Annotated in this window: 22 protein-coding genes and 1 tRNA gene; 6 read left to right on the top strand and 17 right to left on the bottom strand. The window is 37.0% G+C overall.

Features of this window, described 5'->3' with window-relative positions; translation table 11 throughout:
• Window positions 1–49: 49 nt before the first annotated feature.
• The 10 genes from nuoH to AAEU33_RS01455 form a co-directional block, all read right to left on the bottom strand.
• Window positions 50–1,111, bottom strand: coding sequence for an NADH-quinone oxidoreductase subunit NuoH (gene nuoH / locus AAEU33_RS01500; protein WP_172283664.1), 1,062 nt, complete (start codon window positions 1,109–1,111; stop codon window positions 50–52).
• A gap of 93 nt (window positions 1,112–1,204) precedes the next feature.
• A complete protein-coding gene (locus tag AAEU33_RS01495) occupies window positions 1,205–2,203 on the bottom strand; it encodes a 2Fe-2S iron-sulfur cluster-binding protein (protein WP_172283666.1) in 999 nt (332 codons plus the stop codon).
• Between the two features lie 41 nt (window positions 2,204–2,244).
• Window positions 2,245–3,126, bottom strand: coding sequence for a hypothetical protein (locus AAEU33_RS01490; RefSeq protein ID WP_345990651.1), 882 nt, complete (start codon window positions 3,124–3,126; stop codon window positions 2,245–2,247).
• Window positions 3,127–4,485, bottom strand: a complete 1,359-nt coding sequence (nuoF, locus tag AAEU33_RS01485) for an NADH-quinone oxidoreductase subunit NuoF (protein WP_172283670.1) — start codon at window positions 4,483–4,485, stop codon at window positions 3,127–3,129.
• A 12-nt stretch (window positions 4,486–4,497) separates the two neighbouring features.
• Window positions 4,498–5,007 (bottom strand): NAD(P)H-dependent oxidoreductase subunit E, encoded by a 510-nt coding sequence (locus AAEU33_RS01480; RefSeq protein ID WP_345990649.1) that lies wholly within the window; start codon window positions 5,005–5,007, stop codon window positions 4,498–4,500.
• Window positions 5,008–5,130: 123 nt separating this feature from the next.
• Complete coding sequence (gene nuoD, locus AAEU33_RS01475) at window positions 5,131–6,354, bottom strand: NADH dehydrogenase (quinone) subunit D (RefSeq protein ID WP_345990647.1); 1,224 nt, start codon at window positions 6,352–6,354, stop codon at window positions 5,131–5,133.
• A gap of 71 nt (window positions 6,355–6,425) precedes the next feature.
• Window positions 6,426–6,920: an NADH-quinone oxidoreductase subunit C gene (locus AAEU33_RS01470; protein WP_172283676.1), complete on the bottom strand. Its 495-nt coding sequence runs from the start codon at window positions 6,918–6,920 to the stop codon at window positions 6,426–6,428.
• 6 nt (window positions 6,921–6,926) lie between these two features.
• Window positions 6,927–7,487 carry an NADH-quinone oxidoreductase subunit B gene (locus AAEU33_RS01465; RefSeq protein WP_172283678.1) on the bottom strand — a complete coding sequence of 187 codons (561 nt, stop codon included), beginning with the start codon at window positions 7,485–7,487 and terminating at the stop codon, window positions 6,927–6,929.
• Between the two features lie 94 nt (window positions 7,488–7,581).
• A complete protein-coding gene (locus AAEU33_RS01460) occupies window positions 7,582–7,953 on the bottom strand; it encodes an NADH-quinone oxidoreductase subunit A (protein ID WP_172283680.1) in 372 nt (123 codons plus the stop codon).
• A 482-nt stretch (window positions 7,954–8,435) separates the two neighbouring features.
• A complete protein-coding gene (locus AAEU33_RS01455; protein ID WP_172283682.1) occupies window positions 8,436–9,566 on the bottom strand; it encodes a GNAT family N-acetyltransferase in 1,131 nt (376 codons plus the stop codon).
• Window positions 9,567–9,673: 107 nt separating this feature from the next.
• On the opposite strand from AAEU33_RS01455, the gene AAEU33_RS01450 reads away from it, so the two are divergent.
• Window positions 9,674–10,384 (top strand): zinc metallopeptidase, encoded by a 711-nt coding sequence (locus AAEU33_RS01450; protein ID WP_345990645.1) that lies wholly within the window; start codon window positions 9,674–9,676, stop codon window positions 10,382–10,384.
• On the opposite strand, the gene AAEU33_RS01445 is transcribed toward AAEU33_RS01450, so the two are convergent.
• The 7 genes from AAEU33_RS01445 to rbfA all read right to left on the bottom strand — a co-directional run bounded on the left by AAEU33_RS01445 (window position 10,381) and on the right by rbfA (window position 18,252).
• Window positions 10,381–10,983, bottom strand: a complete 603-nt coding sequence (locus AAEU33_RS01445; RefSeq protein ID WP_345992723.1) for a YigZ family protein — start codon at window positions 10,981–10,983, stop codon at window positions 10,381–10,383. The two genes, AAEU33_RS01450 and AAEU33_RS01445, sit on opposite strands and share 4 nt — an antisense overlap.
• Before the next feature lie 97 nt (window positions 10,984–11,080).
• Window positions 11,081–12,109: a bifunctional diaminohydroxyphosphoribosylaminopyrimidine deaminase/5-amino-6-(5-phosphoribosylamino)uracil reductase RibD gene (gene ribD, locus AAEU33_RS01440; RefSeq protein WP_345990643.1), complete on the bottom strand. Its 1,029-nt coding sequence runs from the start codon at window positions 12,107–12,109 to the stop codon at window positions 11,081–11,083.
• Window positions 12,110–12,169: 60 nt separating this feature from the next.
• Complete coding sequence (locus AAEU33_RS01435) at window positions 12,170–13,972, bottom strand: DUF349 domain-containing protein (RefSeq protein WP_273650698.1); 1,803 nt, start codon at window positions 13,970–13,972, stop codon at window positions 12,170–12,172.
• Between the two features lie 75 nt (window positions 13,973–14,047).
• Window positions 14,048–14,785, bottom strand: coding sequence for a shikimate dehydrogenase (locus AAEU33_RS01430; RefSeq protein WP_345990641.1), 738 nt, complete (start codon window positions 14,783–14,785; stop codon window positions 14,048–14,050).
• A gap of 61 nt (window positions 14,786–14,846) precedes the next feature.
• Window positions 14,847–16,634: an endonuclease gene (locus AAEU33_RS01425; protein WP_345990639.1), complete on the bottom strand. Its 1,788-nt coding sequence runs from the start codon at window positions 16,632–16,634 to the stop codon at window positions 14,847–14,849.
• 49 nt (window positions 16,635–16,683) lie between these two features.
• Window positions 16,684–17,889 (bottom strand): ABC transporter permease, encoded by a 1,206-nt coding sequence (locus AAEU33_RS01420; protein ID WP_345990637.1) that lies wholly within the window; start codon window positions 17,887–17,889, stop codon window positions 16,684–16,686.
• Window positions 17,890–17,892: 3 nt separating this feature from the next.
• Window positions 17,893–18,252, bottom strand: a complete 360-nt coding sequence (gene rbfA, locus AAEU33_RS01415; RefSeq protein WP_172283696.1) for a 30S ribosome-binding factor RbfA — start codon at window positions 18,250–18,252, stop codon at window positions 17,893–17,895.
• A gap of 91 nt (window positions 18,253–18,343) precedes the next feature.
• On the opposite strand from rbfA, the gene mce reads away from it, so the two are divergent.
• The 5 genes from mce to AAEU33_RS01390 all read left to right on the top strand — a co-directional run bounded on the left by mce (window position 18,344) and on the right by AAEU33_RS01390 (window position 21,764).
• Window positions 18,344–18,742, top strand: a complete 399-nt coding sequence (gene mce, locus AAEU33_RS01410) for a methylmalonyl-CoA epimerase (RefSeq protein WP_172283698.1) — start codon at window positions 18,344–18,346, stop codon at window positions 18,740–18,742.
• Window positions 18,743–18,804: 62 nt separating this feature from the next.
• A tRNA-Ile gene (locus AAEU33_RS01405) sits at window positions 18,805–18,878 on the top strand.
• A 301-nt stretch (window positions 18,879–19,179) separates the two neighbouring features.
• Window positions 19,180–20,463 carry a hypothetical protein gene (locus AAEU33_RS01400; RefSeq protein WP_345990635.1) on the top strand — a complete coding sequence of 428 codons (1,284 nt, stop codon included), beginning with the start codon at window positions 19,180–19,182 and terminating at the stop codon, window positions 20,461–20,463.
• A gap of 10 nt (window positions 20,464–20,473) precedes the next feature.
• Complete coding sequence (locus AAEU33_RS01395) at window positions 20,474–21,043, top strand: DUF6705 family protein (protein ID WP_345990633.1); 570 nt, start codon at window positions 20,474–20,476, stop codon at window positions 21,041–21,043.
• A gap of 136 nt (window positions 21,044–21,179) precedes the next feature.
• Window positions 21,180–21,764 carry a DUF6705 family protein gene (locus tag AAEU33_RS01390; protein WP_345990632.1) on the top strand — a complete coding sequence of 195 codons (585 nt, stop codon included), beginning with the start codon at window positions 21,180–21,182 and terminating at the stop codon, window positions 21,762–21,764.
• Window positions 21,765–21,809 lie beyond the last annotated feature (45 nt).

Below are 21,809 nucleotides of genomic sequence, written 5' to 3'. Positions count from 1 at the left end.
TAAAATTTGATTTCACTTTCAAATCAGCTCATTTCAAATGTTCAATTTTTTAATGTCCGAATGCTAAAATCAAAGCTCCGGTAACAATCAGGTTCAAAACAGCCAATGGAATCAAAGTTTTCCATCCTAAGTGCATCAGCTGGTCATATCTGAATCTCGGTAGCGTCCATCTGATCCACATAAAGATCAGAATTCCGATAATGGTTTTAACTAAAAACGCTCCGATACTTAATATTCCTGCAATATTTTCTCCCCAGTTTTGTGTTACCCACTCAATTCCCGGATAGTTATAACCACCAAAGAAAAGAACAACCATAAATGCGTTGGAGATAAACATATTTACATATTCTCCGAACATGTATAAACCTAATTTCATGGAGGAATATTCCGTAGAATATCCTGTCACCAGTTCGGATTCACACTCCGGTAAATCGAAAGGGTGTCTGTTCGTTTCTGCTAATGCAGCAACAATAAAAATAAGGAAAGCCAACGGTTGGTAGAAAATATTCCAGTTCATCCCGTCAATGTGGATAAGTCCCCACAGTTTTCCTGTTGTTTGAGCTTCAGTAATTACTTTTAAATCTAAACTTCCTGTCATCATGATGATAGAAAGCAGCGCCAATCCCATTGCCAATTCATAAGAGATCATCTGAGAAGAAGCACGGATAGCACCCAATAATGAATATTTATTATTAGAAGCCCAACCTCCGATCATGATCCCATAAACCCCAATGGAAGCCATTCCGATAATGAAAAGTACGCCGACATCAATGTTAGCCACCTGAAGGTCGTAAGACATTCCTCCGATATTTAAACTTTTCCCCCAAGGAATAACAGCTCCTGTAATTAATGAAATAAACATCACCAAAGCAGGTCCCAATACGAAAAGGAATTTTTCTGCATTGGCAGGAGTAAAGTCTTCTTTAAAGAAAAACTTTCCACCATCAGCAAGAGGCTGCAGCAATCCGAAAGGTCCGGCTCTGTTAGGCCCGATTCTGTCCTGCATGATAGAAGCAACCTTTCTTTCTGCCCAGGTAGAGTAGGCCGCTATCGTTAGCGAAAGCAAGAAAAGCGCTAGTACAAGTATCAATTTAAATGTAATTAAATCCATTTTTATTATAGATGTTAGATATGAGATGTCAGATGCTAGATTTCAGATCTTTAATCTGATGTCTGTAGTCTGATATCTGAAATCTTATTAAAGTTATTTTTCGTCTTTTTCACTGATTTCTTTAGCCATAGGATTGTCTAAAACTCTTAGTTCATCCTTAGGTTTTTCATAATGGTTGAGTGAAATTACAGAATGTCTGTCGATATGTCTTGGACCTTCAATATTCCAGTCTTTCAATTCTTTTCTTTCAAAACGACATGTATCACAGATAAATTCTTCAACTTCTCCCCACTGGTCTTTTCTGGCTGTAACCCTTACCACTTCATCTCCTTTCAACCATACAACTGCTTTTCCTGAACACTTGTCACATTTACATGAAGCATTCATCGGGTTGGTAAACCAAACTCTGCTTGCAAAACGTGCGGTTCTGTCTGTAAGAGCTCCTACCGGACAAACGTCGATAACGTTCCCAATGAAATCATTATCCAAAGCTTTATTTAAATAAGTCGAGATTTCTGCGTGATCTCCTCTGAAAAGAATACCATGCTCTCTGGTTTCAGTAAGTTGATTCGCTGTAAGAACACATCTTGCACAAAGAATACAACGGTTCATATTCAGCTTGATATGTGGTCCCAGGTCATCCGCTTCGTAGGTGTTTCTTTCAAACTCTGTTCTGGTATTTTCCACACCATGTTCATATCCAAGATCCTGAAGATGACATTCTCCAGCCTGATCACAAATAGGGCAGTCCAGCGGGTGGTTAACCAATAAAAATTCAGTAACGGCTTTTCTACCTTCTTGAGCTTTATCAGAAGTAAGATTTTTCACTTCCATTCCGTCCATTACATTGGTTCTGCAGCTAGCCACCAGTTTTGGCATGGGACGAGGGTCCGCTTCAGATCCCTTAGAAACTTCTACTAAACAAGTTCTGCATCTTCCTCCACTGGTTTCCAACTTGCTGTAGTAGCACATTGCCGGAGGTACAGATTTTCCACCGATTTGTCTTGCTGCTTCCAGGATGGAAGTCCCAGGCAACACTTCAGTAGTCTGTCCGTCTATCGTTATTTTGAATTTTTTAACTTCTTCGCTCATATTATATGCTTTAAGCTTTCTGCAATAAGCAATAGGCTTTATTAATTATATTTTTTCGTATTAAATGTATATCCAATTCCGGCAAGGACTTGTCCAAAAACGAAATCTTGTCGTGCTTTATCTGGTTTATTATTCAACGTGGTTTTAATATCCCACATATTGATATATCCAAATTTTCCTTCCAGTCTTGCCATCCAGTGATTCCAGAACACAAGGTTTAAGCTGGTTCTTACATCAGTTCCCATACCGGCAACGTGAAAACGGTCACTTCTTTCATTCCCAAAAAGTCTTACGTTACTTTTGGGAAACATTACCCCAATTCCTGCTCCATAAGACCATACCAGGTCAATATTTTTTTTATTGATAAGGCTCTGATACCTTTCAAGACCTAAGTTTTCATAGTTAAGTCCGTCCGTATGTTCGAAAGTAAGGAACTTTTCATCTGCCAGGTTTACCTGCCCGTTTTGAACCATACCTGCATATGTAGGATCTGAAATATGTCCCTTAAAATTAACGGTTTGGTTCTGATCCATAACATACTTCATATGATCAATCCCAAGAACAAGCGCTAAATTATCTTTTATGAAATAACCAGCTCTGAAGTTGTACTGAACCACTGTAAACCACGTAGGATCAAAATATACAATTCCAAATTTTGTAGGTCTGTCATGAGCGGATACATTATTCAGCTGAAAATTATAACCATTTCCTGAAAAATTGATATCAGAATTACTGAAAGCAGCTCTGTTCCAGCCAAAGAAAACAAACATCTGACCTTTTTTGGATAGAGGGTCTGGTTTTTGTTTTTTTGGAGTTGCACCTGTAAATGTTTCCAGATTTTTTTCCACACTTAAAGTATCTTTTTCTTTTTGTCCGAAAACAAAACTCGACATCATTACGCCGATCACAAACAACTTCTTCATTTATACATTTTTTTCAACAGCCGGAATAGGATCAGCATAATTAGCCAGACCATAATTTTGAGTTAAACATAACTCTGGATTTTTGATATGCCATTCAAATTCATCTCTGAAATGGCGTATTGCTGCTGCAACCGGCCAGGCTGCGGCATCACCTAAAGGACAAATGGTATTTCCTTCGATTTTTCTCTGGATATCCCAAAGCAAATCGATGTCTTCCATCTTTCCTTGTCCGTTTTCAATCTTTTTCAATATCTTATACATCCATCCTGTCCCTTCACGACAAGGTGTACATTGTCCACAACTTTCGTGATTATAGAATCTTGCTAAAGTCATGGTATGTTCCACGATGCACTGATCTTCATCTAAAACAATGAAACCTCCTGAACCCATCATGGTTCCGGTAGCAAATCCTCCATCTGCTAAGGATTCATAGTTCATATATCTTGGTTCTCCGTTTACTGTTCTCAACAATAGGTTGGCTGGAACAATAGGAACCGAACTACCACCAGGAATACAGGCTTTTAACCTTTTTCCGTTTGGAATACCTCCACAATATTCATCAGAATAAATGAATTCTTCCACAGTGATCGTCATATCAATTTCATAAACTCCCGGTTTATTGATATTTCCACATGCAGAAATTAATTTCGTACCTGTAGATCTTCCCACTCCGATTTTTGCAAATTCAGCACCGGTAATATTAATGATCGGTACCACAGCTGCAATTGATTCCACGTTGTTAACAACCGTAGGTCTTTCCCAAAGTCCTTTTACAGCCGGGAATGGTGGTTTCAATCTCGGGTTACCTCTTTTTCCTTCCAGCGATTCAAGCAATGCTGTTTCTTCACCACAGATATAAGCTCCACCACCTCTCTGAACATAGATTTCAAGATCGAAACCTGTTCCCAAAATGTTTTTACCTAAAAATCCTGCTGCTTTAGCCTCTTCAATAGCTTCTTCCAAAATATCCGGGATCCATGAATACTCTCCACGGATGTAGATATAAGAAACATTTGAGCCTAAACAGAACGAGGAGATAAGCATTCCCTCAATCAATAAATGAGGAATAAATTCCATCAGATATCTGTCTTTAAAAGTTCCCGGTTCAGACTCATCTGCATTCACTACAAGGTGTCTTGGAACTCCTTCAGGCTTTGCCAGAAAGCTCCATTTCATCCCCGTAGGGAATCCTGCACCACCACGACCACGAAGTCCTGAAGTTTTTACTTCTTCCAAAATTTCATCGGGTGTCATCTTCAAGGCTTTTTCAGCAGCTTCGTAACCTCCCTGTTTGCGGTATGTTTCGAAATAGCGAATACCTTCTATATGTGCATCTTTAAGTAAAAGTTTTTTACTCATCGTATATTTTAATTAATCCAAAGCGATTTGCCCCTCTCTGCAAAGATCAAGGATTTCATCTACTTTTTCTATCGTTAAATTTTCATGAAAGAATTTCCCCAACTGCATCATCGGTGCATATCCGCATGCACCAAGACATTCAGCAGGTTTTAGAGTGAACATACCATCTTCAGTCGTTTCACCATCCTTAATGTTCAGTTTAGTCCTGATGTGATTCAGGATCTTTTCGCTTCCGCAAACCATACAAGGTCCCGTTCGGCAAACTTCCAAAACATATTTACCAACCGGTTTCATATTGAACATGGTATAAAAAGTAGCTACTTCATATACTTCAATTGGCGTAATACTCAATAATTCAGCAACGTAATCCATTACCGGGACATCCAGCCATCCTCCAAATTCTTTTTGTGCTAAATGCAGAACAGGAAGAAGGGCAGACTTCTGTCTTCCTTCAGGATATCTTGCGATAATTTTATGTACTTGTTCTAAACTTTCCGGTTTAAAAGCTATTGTTTCGCTCATTTTTTATCTCTTAGATTAAAGAGTAAAGAACAAAGAAAAAAGATTCTTAAGTTCGATATTCTAAATTCGTTTTTATTGGGTTGATGAAAGTCTTTTTTCTTTCATCTTTATTCTAACTTCTTATTATGCGTCTAATTCTCCCGCAATAATATTCATACTACGCATGGTTACAATGGCATCAGAAATTACAGAGCCTGTAATCATTTCCGGATACGCCTGGTAGTAGATGAAACATGGTCTTCTGAAGTGTAGTCTGTAAGGACTTCTTCCTCCGTCACTCACTAAGTAGAATCCTAATTCTCCGTTTCCTCCCTCTACAGCATGGTATACTTCTCCTTTCGGAATTTCGGTTTCTCCCATTACAATTTTGAAGTGATAGATCAAGGCTTCCATTTTGTTATAAACGTCAGCTTTTTCAGGAAGATAGAAATCAGGAACATCAGCATGGAAATCCCCTTCCGGAAGATTGTTATATGCCTGCTCGATAATTTTAATAGATTCCCAGATCTCCTGTTGACGAACCATGAAACGGTCGTAGGTATCACCAGCTGTTCCTACAGGAATGATAAAATCAAAGTCCTGGTAAGAAGAATAAGGTTGTGCTACCCGAACATCATAATCTACACCTGCAGCACGTAAATTAGGACCTGTAAAACCATAGCTTAAAGCTCTTTCAGCTGAAATTGCTCCCGCACCAATGGTTCTGTCCATGAATATTCTGTTTCTTTCCAAAAGCTGGCAGAATTCAGCAAACTTCTTAGGGAAAGTTTTTAAGAAATCTTTGATCAGTTCATGACATTTCGGTGTAAGATCTCTTTCGAAACCTCCGATTCTTCCCATATTGGTTGTCATTCTCGCACCGCAGATCTGTTCGTAAATATCATAAATACGTTCTCTTTCGATGAACATATAAGTAAGTCCGGTAATTGCTCCAGAGTCCATACCAGTTACTCCGTTACAGATCAGGTGATCCCCGATCCTTGCTAATTCCATAAGAATTACCCGGATATAATCCACACGTTTTGGAACTTCAATTCCTATCAGTTTCTCAACCGTCATATGCCAGCCCAGATTGTTAATTGGAGCAGAACAATAATTCATACGGTCGGTAAGGGTCGTAATCTGGGTATAATTTCTTCTTTCAGAAATTTTTTCAAATGCCCGATGGATGTAACCTACGGTTTGCTCAGCATGAAGAATTCTTTCCCCATCCATCGTTAAAACGTTCTGGAAGATCCCGTGAGTAGCAGGGTGAGTCGGACCTAAATTGAGGGTGTACAACTGACCGTCAATCTGCTCCTTACTTTCGTATTGGTTAAGTATATTAGATAATGAGTTATCTTTCATAATATATAATTGATAATTGATAAGCGATAATTGATCATTAATCAATCATCAGCAATCATTATATTTTTATTTTATCTTCCGAACATGCTATCGTTCTTGTCGGTTCTTGTACCATCCTCAAGACGATATTCCTTCAGCATCGGGTGGTAACCAAGATCTTCCATATTTAAAATAGGTCGCAGATCCGGATGTCCCTTGAATTTGATTCCAAAGAAATCATAGGTTTCCCTTTCCATCCAGTTCGCTCCGGCATATAGATCTGTAAGAGAGTCTACCTCAATATTCTCTCTGGACATAAATACTTTAAGACGGATTCTGAAATTCGTCATCATATTATGTAAATGGTAGACTACGCCGATTTCTTTCTCCGGAAATTCAGGATAATGAATTCCACAAATATCTGTAAGGAAATTAATTTCTAAAGACGAATCCTTAAGGTAATGAATCACTTTTTTGATGTCATCTTTCTTCACTTCAACGGTAAGCATTCCATAAGGCTCTGAACTGGAAATTACAGTTTCAGGAAACTCCCTGGTGATTGCTTCTAATACAAATTCGTTCGTCATTTCCGTTTAGTTGCTTATGTTGTAAGAGTCTAATAAATTCTGATATTCAGGCATATCTCTTCTTCTGATGCTTTCGCTTTCTGCAAGAGCCTGAACCTGCATTACTCCTTCAATGATCTGCTCCGGTCTTGGCGGGCATCCCGGAACGTATACGTCAACCGGAATAATCTTATCGATTCCCTGTAAAACAGAGTAGGTGTCAAAAATACCACCGCTGGAAGCACATGCTCCTACAGCAACCACCCATTTCGGCTCAGCCATCTGAGTGTACACTTCTTTTAGGACCGGGCCTAATTTCTTGGATATAGTTCCACAAACCATCAACATGTCTGCCTGTCTTGGAGAGAAAGAGTTTCTTTCCATTCCAAATCTTGAAGCATCATATGTTGGGTTAAGAGTCGCCATAAACTCGATACCACAACAAGAGGTAGCAAATGGTAACGGCCAAAGAGAAAACTTTCTTGCCATTCCGATTACACTGCTCAGTTTCGTTGCGAAAAATCCTTCTCCTTCAAATCCTTCGGGAGCAGGTGCATCTGTTCTTATTACTGGTTTTTTATCTGACATTTTATTAAATATTTAAAGATTAAAAATTTAGAAGTTTAAAAGCATGATAAAGCTTTAAATCCATCAAATAATTAAATCTTTTTAATGTTAAAATTTATTTATCCCAATCTAGCGCGCCACGTTTCCATACATAGATAAAACCTACGAAGAAAATAGCCACGAAGGTAAGGACTGCAAGGAATCCTTCGAATCCGAATTCTCTGAAGTTAACGGCATATGGATAAAAAAATACGATTTCGATATCGAATAGAACGAACAAGACAGCTGTAAGGAAATATTTGATCGAAAAAGGGGTTCTGGCATTTCCTTCAACAGGAACACCGCACTCCCAACTTTGATTTTTCACAGAATTTCCTTTCTTCTGACGAGGTCCTAAGAAATGCGCTCCAAGCAATGAAACAGCTACAAAACCAATGGCAACGGCAGCTTGGATAAGGATCGGAATATAACTTTCAGGTAAATTCATTTTTGCATTATTATCTCAATTTGCAAATTTAGCGAATAAACAAGAAAGCATGAAATTAATAACCTTAAATGTGGAGTTAAAATGGGAAAAACCGGTAATTTAGAATTAATAAAAATAACGGTTATTTCTGCATTTTTTTGAGTAAAGAGTAAGCCATAAATGAAATATAACCGAAAAGGATACTGGCGTAAATAATATTGATTACCGTGTTTGTTTTATCGTCTCCGTTTTGGAAAAAAAAGTTGTAAATAATAAACCCGGCAATTAAAATAGCGAAGACGATGAGATGTGGTTTCATAGGAGAGGATTTATACGTTTGAGTAATTAATTGTGAGCGACGAGATACAGGATGTGAAATTCGATTTATGGATGTATGTGTCGATGTTCAGGATTGAAAATCATTGGTTTAAATTATCAAATTGAAACTTATGTTATGTTTATAACCGGAATTGAAAATCCAGCAATACAAACCTCGTACCTTATCAGCTATTGATCTTCAGTGAATAGGTTCTCCTTCTTTTATGATTAACCGGATTGTAATCCTGCCAAAGCAGTTGCACACTTTTGTTTTCTTCCAGTTCCGGATTGGTTTCTGCAAATTTGATTCCCATACTGGTAAAACGAACGAAAATTTCCTTAAAAATAATAGCCGTAACTCCTCTTCTCTGGTATTCCGGATGAATACCGATAAGATAGAAATTAGCGCGGTCATTCTTTTTACCGGCCTGTAAAAAATGCCACCACCCGAACGGGAATAGTTTACCCTTTGATTTCTGTAACGCTTTCGAATAAGAGGGCATCGTGATTGCAAAAGAAATCAGCTGATCATTTTCATCAACAACGCAGATCACGTAGTTTTTATCGATAAACGGGAAATATTTTTCTCTGTATGTTTTGATCTGTTCGTCGGAAATAGGAGTATACGTGGAGAGGTGCTTATAGGTTTCATCCAAAAGCTTAAACATAGGTTCCACATACGGAAGAATTTCCTCTTTAGATTTGAAGTTCAGGACTTTCAGTTTATATTTTTGAGCGATCAATCCACTGAATTTTTCTACTTTTTCAGGAAGGACTTTAGGGAATTCCATTTCAAATTCCACCCATTCCTTTTCCTTGGTGAGGCCAAGGCTTTCAAGATGTTTAGGATAGTAATCATGATTGTAAATTCCGATCATGGTTGCCAGTTTGTCAAACCCCATGGTCAGCATTCCTGCTTTATCCAGGTTGGTAAATCCCATAGGACCTTCGATCATGTCTATATGATGCTCTTTTGCGTAGTCAATTGCTTTTTGAATCAATGCTTCAGAAACCTCTTTGTCATCGATAAAATCGATCCACCCAAAACGAACTTTTTTTATGCCCAGTTCCTTTTCCTCCTTGTGATTGATCATCACGGCAATACGTCCCACTACTTTTTTGTCTTTATAGGCAAGGTACTGTTTTGATTCCGAGTAATTCAGTGCTGGATTTTCTTTGGCGTCCCAGATCTTCATTTCATCTTTGATAAATGAGGGTACATAGTAAGGATTGTTTTTATACAAATCCATGGGGAACATCACAAACTGTTTTAATTCGTTCTGGTTTTTTACTTCTAGAATTGAAACTTTAGACATGGTTTTTCTGGGGTAATTAAAAGGCAAATATAAATAAATAAAATGTAATACTTTGGCACAGTTTTTACATCTTACAGGTTAAAAAATATCTATAAAATTTTATTAAAATGATTGGTTATTATGTAATTATTGGGATTACAATGTTGGTGAGTTGGTATGTTTCATCAAAGTTGAAATCCAAATTTGAGTATTATTCCAATGTACACCTTCGAAATGGCCTTTCAGGAAAAGAAGTGGCTGAAAAAATGTTAAGAGATAACGGAATTAATGATGTTCAGGTAATTTCGGTTCCCGGACAATTAACAGATCACTATAATCCAGCAGATAAAACGGTCAACCTTTCGGAAGGGGTGTATATGCAGAGGAATGCAGCGGCAGCCGCAGTGGCTGCTCATGAATGCGGCCATGCAGTACAGCATGCAGTAGGGTATTCCATGCTTCAGATGCGGTCAAAATTAGTTCCTATTGTGAATATCAGTTCTAATTTAATGCAGTTTGTCATTTTTGCAGGTATTGCCATTATGGCTGCCAGCAGAACAATTGAGAATCCTAATGGGAATACAACCGTCCTGGCTATTGGCGTAGCATTGTTTGCCGTGACTACTTTATTTGCTTTTATCACCCTTCCTGTAGAATATGATGCAAGTAACAGGGCGATGAAATGGCTTAAAGATACAGGGACTGTAACTCCTGAAGAATATGTAGGAGTACAGGACAGCTTAAAATGGGCTGCCAGAACCTATGTAGTTGCAGCTATCGGATCACTGGTACAACTTCTTTACTGGTTGTCGATCCTGATGGGAAGCCGAAGAAATTAATCTTTAAATGTAAAGGATACATATTGCATCTCGGATAATTTATCTGAGATGTTTTCTTTTTGTGCCGTTTTTAAAGAGGCGGTAAGGATGCAGTTTTCATTCGCATCAAAATTCAGGACTTTTGCATCGAATTTTGACAACAGGGTGAAAATGGTGTTTTGCTGATTAAAATTAAATCGGATTTCAACTTCTGTTTCCAGTTCCCGTGTGATGATATTGGCTTCTTCAAGGGTTAACTTTGCAGACTCTTTATATGCTTTTACAAGACCTGATACGCCCAGTTTAGTTCCTCCATAATATCGGACTACAATCACGAGAACATTGGTGATCTCATGGGCTAATAGTTGATTGTAGATTGGTAACCCGGCACTTCCCGAAGGTTCCCCGTCATCATTTGCTCGGTAATTTTCACCATGAAGACCCATTCTGAAAGCGTAGCAATGGTGTGTCGCTTTAGGATGCTCGTTTCTTACTTTTTCAAGCGCGTCCTTAAGTTCATTTTCGTTCGCAACGGGATAAGCAAATCCGATGAATTTGCTTCCCTTTTCCTTGATTAAAGTGTTTTCGATGGGTTTATCAATGGTTTTGTATTCGTGCATCATTATGGCCGGCTTTAAAAGTACAAAAGTATAAAATGCTTTAGTTTGAAACCCCAATAGACTTTTATAATTTAACTACGGGTTCAGTTTAAAACGGTTACACCATACGGGAAGTATGAAAAGCCATCGTATTATCTCTCACGGTTTCGGTTTTAAAAGGTTCTGAATGGAATTCAGGGGCTTGTGTTCCCTTTTCAAGGATGAGATTTTCATTTTTGATAACGATAGCTTCGTCCCAAAGGTTAGCGTCAATGAATTGCTGAAGGGTAAAACGCCCTCCTTCTATAATAACGGATTGGATCTGCTCCTGATACAGGATGTCCATCAGGTCGGAAATGAAATCATCCTTTCTGATTTTGATCCAGTGAATATTTTCTTCGTTTCCTTCTTTGACAGAATTAAGAACCAACGTTTTGGCTTCTTTGTTGAAGATCTTAAAATTATCAGGTACTTTCAGGTTGAGATCTATTAAAATTCTGACAGGATTTACTCCTTCAACATTTCTTACGGTAAGGCCGGGATTATCGTTAAGTGCGGTTTGTGTACCTACTAAAATGGCATGTTCATCAGCTCGTAGTTGATGGACAAACTGATTGACCAGCGAATTTGAAATTGAAGTCGGTTTAAAATCTTTATCCAAAAATCCATCTTTTGACTCAGCCCATTTTAAAATGATATAAGGTCTTTTCTTTTCATGGTACGTAAAGAATCTTTTGTTCAGCTCAACAGACTCTTTTTCAAGTATGCCTGAAATGACTTCTATTCCGGCATCCTGAATGATCTTTTTGCCTTTCCCGTTCACTTTGTCATGAGAGTCCATCGCTCCGATCACCACTTTTTTGAATCCCAGTTCTTTGATCTTTAATGCGCATGGTGGAGTTTTCCCGTAATGAGCACAGGGCTCAAGGGATACGTAAATGGTAGATTCAGGAATCAGATCCTTATTGATTACGGAATTGATTGCATTGATCTCTGCATGAGGTTCTCCGGCTTTGTGATGATAGCCTTCTCCAATAATTTCGCCGTTATGTACAATCACACTTCCTACAAGAGGATTAGGATATGTTCTGCCCAAAGCTTTTTGAGCGAGCTCGATACATCTTTTTATGTATAATTCGTCCTGCATAATATAAAAAAGGCGAAGACAAATTTCTTTGCTTCGCCTTGGGTGTTATTTTTTTATCTGTTATTCTCCGACAATAATGTTGTGAAGATTCTGTTTTAAAGTTTCCAGGTGAGCTTTCTTCTCATCAATCGTGTTGAAGGTATCCGCTAAAAGAGGATTGTCCCTTGAAGGTTTATTGAAGAATGAAAGGTTGTTCTCTAATTTAACGATTTCTGACTCCAGGTCAGAGATCTGGCTCTTCATTTTTCTCGCCTTATCGGTTAATTGATTTTCAGAAAGACCGTCTTCTTTCAACTCCAGTTCATTGATCTTATTCAGCTTTAATTTTTCTCTTAAAGTTTTGTTGAATTCGGAGTTGATAGAGATCTTATCTCTAGGAACTTTTCCTACATTATTCCATGCTGTTTTTATTGTCTCTATTTTTTCAATACTTCCTTCATCGTTAGAGATCGTTTTCAGCTCTTCAAGAAGCTCTTTTTTCTGTTTGTAGTTCTCCTTCCAGTTATCTGTAGATGCATTGCTTTTTTCTCTGTAGTTATTAAAGAAAGTATTGCAGGCATCACGGAACTCATCCCAGATCTTGTTGGTCATGCTTTTTGGAACATGGCCGATTTTTTTCCAGTCTTCCTGAAGCTTTTTAAATAATGGAACTGCAATATCCCATTCTTCATTATTCATATTGTCCTTGGCAGTCTGGATCAGTTTTAATTTTTCCTCCAGGTTGGTTTGCTGAGAACCCTTCAAAGATTTATAATAATTGTTCTTTGTCGTATTGAAATTCCTTAGAGTGGTTTTGAAATCATTCCAGTTTTGGTTGGATAGCTTTCTTGGAACACTTCCCGTTTTCAAAAACTCTGAACGGAGATCCTCAACTCTTCTGATGGCATTTTGCCAGTAATTGTGGTTAGGAGTTTCCGCAGGTTCGGATAATTTCTTTATCTCTTCGATAATCTTGTTCTTCTTTTCAAGATTGTCATTCTGTTCAGTTTCTATGGCTGCAGAAAGTTCAGATTTTCTTTCGTGTATCTTATTCGAAATTTCTTTGAACTCTTCCCATGTTTTTTCACGGAATTCTTCTGCTACAGGTTCTGCCTCTTCTTTCCAAAGCTTATGAAGATATTGCAGCTCATTCAGCGCTTTTTGAATAACGGGCTCATTTTCCAGTTCTTTAGCGCGGGCAATAATATGCTGTCTTTTTTCAAGGTTATGACCGTATTCCTGCTCCAGGAATTCTTTATTTAAATCCAGCATTTGATAAAATTGATTCAGATGGTGGAAATAATTATTGTTAAGGATTTTAAATTCAGATTTTGCTACCTGTCCCGCGTTAGACCAGTCTTCTTTGATCTCGCGGATCGATTTGAATAAATTGGTATTGGGTTCGGAATTGGTGTAAAGGTTTTTAAGCCTTTCAATGATTCCCTGACGGTGTTCCAGATTCTTTTTTTGTTCTTCCTCCAGTCCTTTCTGGAAATTGTCATGCTTTTCTCTGAAGATGTTAACCAAAGCCGAAAGCTTGGATTGAGAAGGGTGCTCATAGCTGAAATTTTCAGGAGCATTCCCGGCTTCTACATATTCGTGCTTTTTGTCCTCCACTTCATCATGGATGTAATGACTTGCTTTTTCTTTTAACTGGTTGAATTTTTTTACATCCTCGCCCGCATTAGGAGCGTTGATGATTTTTTCCATTTCCTTCAATGCATCAGCCAAAGAAATATCAGTATCTGCTTCCTCTTCCAGATGTTCAGCATCATCATGCTGGTTTTCTTCCTGAGGTACAGTGTTTTCTGAAGTTTCTTCATTTGATCCTTCGATAGAATTTTTACTTTCTTCGTTTTCAGAAAGGTTATTTTCTGTTGTCATAGCAAATCTTTTATGTGAATGGCGTTTATTATCTGTCGCACGTAGCTAAAAAGCCAATTAATGCACTAATTTATGTTATTTTTTTTGAAAATTCCAAATTTCCCAAGCTTTTTCTGCTTGCTGTTCAAGCATATAATAGCCATTTACAGTCTTTGCTCCTTTTTCCGAAGCATTAATAATGAACTTCGTGTAATTGGGATTGTATATAAGATCGATGATCAAATGTTCGCGGGAAAGTCCCTCAAATGGGAATTTTAAGCAATCCTCAACATTCGGAAATGTACCTACGGGAGTAGTCTGGATGATCAGCTTGTGGTTGTTTACTGTTTCTGTATCCAGATTATCAAAATTTAATATAGACTTTCTGGAAACGGTCTGTGAAGAAATGCCATTTTTATCCAATACATATTGTACCGCTTTGGCGGCTCCGCCATCACCTAAAATCAATGCTGAAGTATGGTGTGGTTTTTTATGGAGAAGCAGGGTTTTTTCAAATCCGAAAGCATCCGTGTTATAACCCGTTTTCTTTCCATCTTCAATTAAAACACAGTTTACAGCGCCTATTTTTTCAGCTTCTTCACTCAAATTGTCCAGATAATTGATGATCTTTTCTTTATACGGGATGGTCACATTAAAGCCCAGGAGACCAGGTGTTGAAAACAGGTTTTCAACCTCTTCGATTTCCTGAAGATCAAAAATACTATAGGAGATGCCTTTCAGCATTAGTTTTTGGAATTTATCTTCAAAGAATTTTTTGGAAAAAGAATAAGAAATATTTCTTCCTATTAAGCCTAATTTTTTATTGGAATCCATCTATCAAAAATAAAAAAAAGACCGAACAAATCGGTCTTTATAGATTAAAATATTTTTAAGATTATTCCACAATGAATTTTGCAGAAATGTTGTCGGTTTTTAGGATGTAATTTCCTTTAGTCAATCCATTTAAATGAATTCTGTTAGAATTTTTGAATGGATTGTCAATCACCCGGATCAGTTTTCCCGACAGATCATAAATCTCTGCTTTGGAAATTTTATTCAGCTGTTCACCTTTTACATAAAGCTCATTATTTGTAACCGGATTAGGATAAACCACAAATGATGATGAATTTTTAGTGGCATCAACAGTAGCTAATGTTGAATTACATGTCCAGCTAAGATCATCCATTGCGATTCTGTTTGTTGCAGATGATGTTGTGATGATTTTGATCACGGCATTTCCGGTAACATTAATATTGCTGATCGTTGTTGTTTGTACGGAAGAGCTGTACGGTATGGTACCTACAAGATTTCCATTGATTTCAACATTCAATGTTCCGGCAGCTCCGCTATACTTCAATTGGGTCGTTAGTGTTAAGCTTTGTACACCGCCTGAAATGGTAGAGCTTGTTAAGACTCCGTTTTTGATCGTGATGGATTTTCCATTGATTGTTTCATCTGTTCTTGCAGAGGTAGCATTCCATGTAATTCCATTGCTCGTCCATGTTCTATCGATGTAAGAACTAGGATTAGGAGCTGTTGGTATGGCATCAAAAGTTTCGGTTCCACAACTTCCTCCTGCCGGTGCTGCCAAGGTAGTCCCTTGTGCGATGTTGCTCTGAGGAGATGAATTTCCGCCTGCATCCTTAGCAATTACATAGAAATCATACGTAGTAGACGGAGATAATCCGGAAACCACTGCCGTAGTTCCTGTTACGTAAGTTTTGAATGTATTGTTTGCATAAATATCATAGCCAATTACGCCTATATTATCGGTTGCTGCCGTCCAGCTCAATGACATGGAGTTAGAAGTAGGGTTGTTGGCTATCAGGTTGGTCGCTGCTGTTGGCGCCTGGGTATCGATAACCGGAGTTCCCCAGATCAGTGCCACATATTCAGGGTGATCGATATAAGGGTTTCTGTTGTTTTGATAAGCATAAGATGCATTGTTTCTTGCAATTTCCTCCGGTGACACCGGATCTGCCGCATGCCATGCCAGCAACTGATTCAGTTCCCACGATTGAAGCCCCGGGAAAGCAGAACCTCCCAGAATATTCCCTGTACTGAAAGTAGAAAGCTGGGCTTCATATCTTGTTACGAAATAAAGGACCATTCTTGCTATATCGCCCTTAAAAGCATTATTAGGTTCAAATACAATACCTGTATATCCCGCGGAAGCAGAACTCCCAAGCTTGGATCCGTTTTGGGAAACGAATGTTGGTACGTCTACAACTCCAAAAGGGTAATTAGATCTCATGCCGTTCACCTTATAATCCGTAGGGCGTATAAAATGAATGTCAGATTTCATGGGAAGGTTTTCACTGAAAAGACTCTGAGGGACAATATGCTCTCTGTTGTAGCAGGTTCCTTCAGGTCCATTGTTGCTGCCGCATTGATTGACTATAAAGGTATAGTTATAATTATCCGGTCCCGTAGGGTTTTCGGAATAGATATCCAGAACGGTGCCATCCATCTCGTAAAAATTGTCTTTATCGGTGGATTGATAGGCATCCCAAAGGTCGTTATAGGTATGTTGAACATATCCCGTAGAAATAATTTCCTTAAGTTGGGTTTTTAATGAAGGGCCGGTTAATCCAACAGCCGAATCATAATAGCCTGCAGGTATTTGTGCTAATGTATAAAAACAAGCTAATACCAATAAAAAAGAAGATAAAATTCGTTTCATTATTTAAAAATTGGGTCGCAAAGGTAAAGAAAATACGATCTTACGTATATTAATTTTTAGTAATATATTCCTTGCTGATTTTTGAAAATACCCACGAAATAATGAAGCCGAATAGAGATGCCGTAACGGCTACAATGATATAATTTTTACCTACGATCTTTACCGGGAACGGCAATGTCTCGTTGGCTTTAAAAAATTCTGTAAACAATTGGAAATAGCACAATGCTGTCCCCAGAATCAACCCGGAAATAATCCCTGATATTACAATAAGAACCCCGGTGTAGAAGTAAATTCTTCTCAGGTGGCTTAACGGGAATCCAAGCGAGATCAGTGATCTGGCCTGTTCTTTTTTATCCAGTTGCAGAATGATAATGGCTCCTGCCAGGTTAAAGGTCGTGATAAAAATGACCAACGCGAAGATTAAGTAGATGAAGAGCTTTTCCGTATTGATCATTTTCCAGAAAGCAGCATTTTCTTCTTCTTTGGTTTTGATATCAATCCCTTTGCCCAAAGTAGAAAGTAATTTACCTTTAACGATATCTGCATTTTCAGGATTTTTTAACTTGATGACGATCTGGTAGGCTGAATTTTTGGGCAGGTTCAATAGTTGCTCCGTCAATTCAATCGGGGAAATGATGTAACTGTCCAGCTGATCTTTTCCCGGAAAAATACCGGTCACCAGAATGTCTTTTTTATTATAAATATCATCCTCTTTATTGATGATCCCAAGTCCTGGTTTCGGCATAAAGATGGTGGCATAATCCTTTGACGAAGCTATGGGAATCGAAAGTCTGTTATCCAGTGAATTTTCCATCAATACCTCATTCGAATAATCGAAACTTGGGTAGCTGCCGTAAAATACGTCTTTATTGATGGGATTGACTACGGTGTAAGCTGAATCCACTCCTCTCAGATAGGCAATGTCTCCTTTACCGTTATAATTAATGTATACTTTTTCCTCAATAACACGGGAAAAGCTGGTAATATCTTTGTTTTTTTTAAGAAGATCTTCAATTTTCGGCAGGTTCTTTAAGGTCTTGCCTGCAGAGCTTTTGATCGTAAGATCCGCATGAAGATTAGAGATCAGATCCTTATTAAGATCCTCAAGGCCCGAGAAAACTGAAATAATGACAAACATTGCAGTAACGGCAACCATCATTGCTCCCACGGATAACCATGTGATGAAGGTAACGGCAGTGCTCCCTTTTTTTGCTAAAAGGTATCGGGAAGCAATATAGAATGCAATGTTTTTCAAAATTTATAATACAGGATTGTCTCCCTCGCCTCTTAATTCTTTTTCCAGTTTTTCAACATCATCAAGAGAAGTGTCAAGGTAGAAACTAAGCTGTGGAATGATACGAACTTGTTTAGCCATTTTCTGGCCAATGAAATTTCTGTACTGAGGTTTGTTCTCCTCAATCTCCTTCATAATATCTGAACGGAATTCCTGAGGAAAAATACTTAAGTAGATCTTTGCTATTCCCAGGTCTGCAGTTACTTTAACATCTGAAACAGAAACCAAAATGTTCTGTTTGCTGTCAGCTGCCTGTTTGCGGAATAATTCTGCAAAATCTTCCTGTATAATCTGTGCTACTTTTCTTTGTCTGTTACTTTCCATAATTTATGCAAATTTAGTACTTTTGTTTGAATTGCTCATTTGAAATGTAATGGGTATTTCAAATTTACGATTTAATTATAGTAATTTACTTATGAAGTTAGAACATATCGGCATTGCCGTAAAATCTTTAGGAGTTTCCGATGAACTTTTTGAAAAGCTTTTAGGAAAACCTTCCTACAAAAAAGAAACCGTAGAAAGGGAAGGAGTAGTGACCTCGTTTTATGGAACCGGTGAAAGCAAAATCGAGCTTCTTGAAGCCAGCAACCCGGAAAGTCCCATCTCAAAATTCATCGATAAAAAGGGGGAAGGCATCCATCACCTGGCTTTTGGCGTTGAAAATATCGTCGAAGAAGTAAAAAGATTAAAAAAAGAAGGTTTTCAATTTATCTCCGAAGAGCCGAAAGAAGGTGCTGATAACAAATTAGTTGTATTCCTTCATCCTAAATCCACCAACGGAGTGCTCGTAGAACTTTGTCAAGAAAAGTCATAAAAAGTTTTGTAGTGAAAGAAATTTTACTATTTTTGCAATCACAAAATTTAACCAAGTTTTGAGGTCCTATAGCTCAGTTGGTTAGAGCACCTGACTCATAATCAGGTGGTCCCTGGTTCGAGCCCAGGTGGGACCACAGAAAATGAACCGCTTACAGAAATGTGAGCGGTTTTTTTGTGTTAAAAAGTATTACAGTATTAGTTTTTGAATTTTTTATAGAAACATTTGGCTTTACAAAGAGTTTTCTAAGGTCATTAAAAAGATAACATTCATTAAGACTACAAAGCATTGTATTAAAATGTATTTTCTCAATCTTTTATGTACCTGCAATAAGAGCTCACGTCAAATAAAAAATAACTCAAAACAATTAAGGAAAACCCTAAGGTGTGAATTATAAAATATTTTTATATTAGCTACCTAAGAAATAGAAACACTAAATGAAAAAGAAATTTATTTTCAAGCTACTGCTACTAATAGTCCTCTGCATCTCGCTGTATTCATGTGTTCATGATGAAGTCACCGCTTCATTTGATCCAAGTTCTAAAGAATATACTAACAAAAGCCTTTGGAAAGAAGACGAAAAGTATATTAAAAATGTAATGAAAGTCTATCAGGAAAATGAATCTAAAATCAAAAAAAGCAGTGGAACACCTTATTGGGATTATGCCACAACAATGGATAGCTTTGATGAAAGTTTTTTGATGGTTCCTGTAGTAGATAATGGAAAAGTTATTTCTGTACTTCAAGTTCCTAGACATGGCACTAAAATTTACTTCATATACAGACAATCACAAAATGATATTAGTTTTTTCCAAAATTATATTTCTCCAAGAGTTAAAAAAGCAATAAATACCAACACAAACAATAGTAGTAAGGGCACATTAGTTTGTTCAACCAAAACGATTTCTACATGGTATCCAAATAATGAATCTAATCCTGATCCAGAGGGAGGAGATGGATATTGGGTATCCAGTAATGTTACAACTTGTAGAGTTATAGACGCTCCAATAGAAATTTCTGATTGCTTAGGTGTTGTAGATCCTGTAACAGGATTGTGTGATATGGGTACTGGTGGAGGAGGTACAGGTTATCCATACCCAGACACCCCAGAAACTCCATGTAATAAAACAAGAAATAACTTAGCAAAGCCTCAGGTACTGGAAAAAATTAATGAACTCCGAAAACAAGCTCCTAAAGGAGGTGAACTTGGAGTAATGTTTAAAGCAGACGGAGTACCTTCTGCAATAATACAAGGAGGAACCCATAGTGTTGATTTTGGAGACAAAACAGGATATGCAGGAGGATATCATAATCACACCCCTACAGGAATACCTATGTTATCTCCTTCAGATATAGAACAACTACTTCAATTTGCATTAGCACAAGGGAATGGAAATCCCATGAATACAAGTAATGCATATATAGGGATGGTCGCTCCAAATGGCATGCATTATGTAGCTACTTTTAATGGAAATTATAATGATGCTTTAGTAAGTTTTTCACAACAACAAATAGATGTTTTTACTAAAAATTTTGAGACACGAAACTATCTATATCAATCGTCAAGTACTCCTGAAGGTCTAGAAAGATTATTTTTTAAAACATTAGTAGAAATGGGACTTGATGGAAAAATAAATTTACAAAGAATTGAAATTGATGGTACTATAAAAACAGTAACTAAAGATACTAACGGAATAATAACAGCAAACCCTTGTTCTTAAATAAAAAAACATGAATAAATTATTATTAATATTTACATTTTTTTATGCTCTATCTTGTAAAGCACAAGAATATCCATTAAAAACTGACTATACAGAAGTACCAAACTATTCGTATTTAAAAGACACTAACAATGAACTTGATTCTTTTATAGGTACATGGAAGGCAAGTTATAACAATAATACAATTACACTGTATATAACAAAACAAATCCATAAGCTTTTTGATGAAAATCAATACAAATACTATAAAGATATTTTGTCAATAAAATATGTTGTTAAGAATTCAACAGGAAGTATTCTACAAAACACTCAAAGTATAACTGGACAATTAAATCAATTGAGGCATACAATTTATAGTCAATGGGCAGAGAACAACGGGAATACAATGTTATTTTATTACGGAGGAACAAATTGTAGTGTAGGATGGGGAACTATAAAAGTAAAAAAAATAAATTCTACACAAATTTCATGGGAATATCGTCCTAACGACATTATAGTTGATAGTAGCAGGTGCCCTAAAGGAACAGATATAAATATTTACCTACCAGAAACAAAAGATTTAATATTTACAAAACAATAATACGATTGTCTAATCTAAAATTATTTTAAATTAACCTTTATCAATTTTGGTAAAGGTTTTTTTAATGCTACTCATAAAAAAATCTACTATACAAGAGATACTAAAAACACGGAAGTTTATCAATAAAAAGAAAACAATGAAAAAAACATTAATTATATTATTAATAACTAGCGTTAATTTTATTTCAGCTCAACAGATATTTCCTTTGAACACAAGTAAAATAGATTATCCAAACGGAGCCTATTATAAAGATTTAGATGGAGAACTTAATCAGTATGTTGGAACCTGGAAAGGTACTTGGAATGGAAAAACAGTATATTTACAATTGAAAAAAATAAAAGATAGATCCACGGCAAATGACGGAACATATTATGATTCTGATCAAATAGTTGGTGAACGAAAAATTATTTCTTCTAGTGGAGCAATTGAAATAGATAGGATAACTAATTTTAATCAATCTTCTCCAGAATTTTATGGTATTTTTGGGCAGTATAATAATTATTCACAAAAGTTTTTACTCTTTCATCCTGATAATATGTGTGGTAAAAGTGCTAATGTAAATATCACTTTTACGAATTTGGAAAAAACGCAAATGAAACTTCATTACGAATATAATCCCAGTGGAATAAATGAATCCTGTCAGTATTATAATCAAATTATGGTTCAGGGGCAGGATTGGCCATTTAACTTTCCTAAAGACATTGTTTTAACGAAACAGTAAAAAACGGGCTAGCCTTTTTGGTTAGCCTATTTTATTAAATAGATT

Source organism: Chryseobacterium sp. Chry.R1, from assembly GCF_039645525.1.
GTDB classification, from domain to species: Bacteria; Bacteroidota; Bacteroidia; order Flavobacteriales; family Weeksellaceae; genus Chryseobacterium; species Chryseobacterium proteolyticum.
The sequence above is the reverse complement of the archived record's forward strand: the minus strand, read 5'-3'. Positions and strand labels throughout refer to the sequence as shown.

Bases quoted from the DNA above. Each gene is read 5' to 3' on its own strand.
- nuoF (WP_172283670.1), bottom strand. From the start codon at position 4,485: ATGAGTAAAAAACTTTTACTTAAAGATGCACATATAGAAGGTATTCGC.
- AAEU33_RS01395 (WP_345990633.1), top strand. From the start codon at position 20,474: ATGAATAAATTATTATTAATATTTACATTTTTTTATGCTCTATCTTGT.
- AAEU33_RS01430 (WP_345990641.1), bottom strand. From the start codon at position 14,785: ATGGATTCCAATAAAAAATTAGGCTTAATAGGAAGAAATATTTCTTAT.
- nuoD (WP_345990647.1), bottom strand. From the start codon at position 6,354: ATGAAAGATAACTCATTATCTAATATACTTAACCAATACGAAAGTAAG.
- AAEU33_RS01460 (WP_172283680.1), bottom strand. From the start codon at position 7,953: ATGAATTTACCTGAAAGTTATATTCCGATCCTTATCCAAGCTGCCGTT.
- AAEU33_RS01495 (WP_172283666.1), bottom strand. From the start codon at position 2,203: ATGAGCGAAGAAGTTAAAAAATTCAAAATAACGATAGACGGACAGACT.
- AAEU33_RS01445 (WP_345992723.1), bottom strand. From the start codon at position 10,983: ATGCACGAATACAAAACCATTGATAAACCCATCGAAAACACTTTAATC.
- AAEU33_RS01470 (WP_172283676.1), bottom strand. From the start codon at position 6,920: ATGACGAACGAATTTGTATTAGAAGCAATCACCAGGGAGTTTCCTGAA.
- AAEU33_RS01400 (WP_345990635.1), top strand. From the start codon at position 19,180: ATGAAAAAGAAATTTATTTTCAAGCTACTGCTACTAATAGTCCTCTGC.
- nuoH (WP_172283664.1), bottom strand. From the start codon at position 1,111: ATGGATTTAATTACATTTAAATTGATACTTGTACTAGCGCTTTTCTTG.
- AAEU33_RS01490 (WP_345990651.1), bottom strand. From the start codon at position 3,126: ATGAAGAAGTTGTTTGTGATCGGCGTAATGATGTCGAGTTTTGTTTTC.
- AAEU33_RS01450 (WP_345990645.1), top strand. From the start codon at position 9,674: ATGATTGGTTATTATGTAATTATTGGGATTACAATGTTGGTGAGTTGG.
- AAEU33_RS01480 (WP_345990649.1), bottom strand. From the start codon at position 5,007: ATGAGCGAAACAATAGCTTTTAAACCGGAAAGTTTAGAACAAGTACAT.
- AAEU33_RS01435 (WP_273650698.1), bottom strand. From the start codon at position 13,972: ATGACAACAGAAAATAACCTTTCTGAAAACGAAGAAAGTAAAAATTCT.
- rbfA (WP_172283696.1), bottom strand. From the start codon at position 18,252: ATGGAAAGTAACAGACAAAGAAAAGTAGCACAGATTATACAGGAAGAT.
- ribD (WP_345990643.1), bottom strand. From the start codon at position 12,109: ATGCAGGACGAATTATACATAAAAAGATGTATCGAGCTCGCTCAAAAA.
- AAEU33_RS01425 (WP_345990639.1), bottom strand. From the start codon at position 16,634: ATGAAACGAATTTTATCTTCTTTTTTATTGGTATTAGCTTGTTTTTAT.
- mce (WP_172283698.1), top strand. From the start codon at position 18,344: ATGAAGTTAGAACATATCGGCATTGCCGTAAAATCTTTAGGAGTTTCC.
- AAEU33_RS01455 (WP_172283682.1), bottom strand. From the start codon at position 9,566: ATGTCTAAAGTTTCAATTCTAGAAGTAAAAAACCAGAACGAATTAAAA.
- AAEU33_RS01390 (WP_345990632.1), top strand. From the start codon at position 21,180: ATGAAAAAAACATTAATTATATTATTAATAACTAGCGTTAATTTTATT.
- AAEU33_RS01465 (WP_172283678.1), bottom strand. From the start codon at position 7,487: ATGTCAGATAAAAAACCAGTAATAAGAACAGATGCACCTGCTCCCGAA.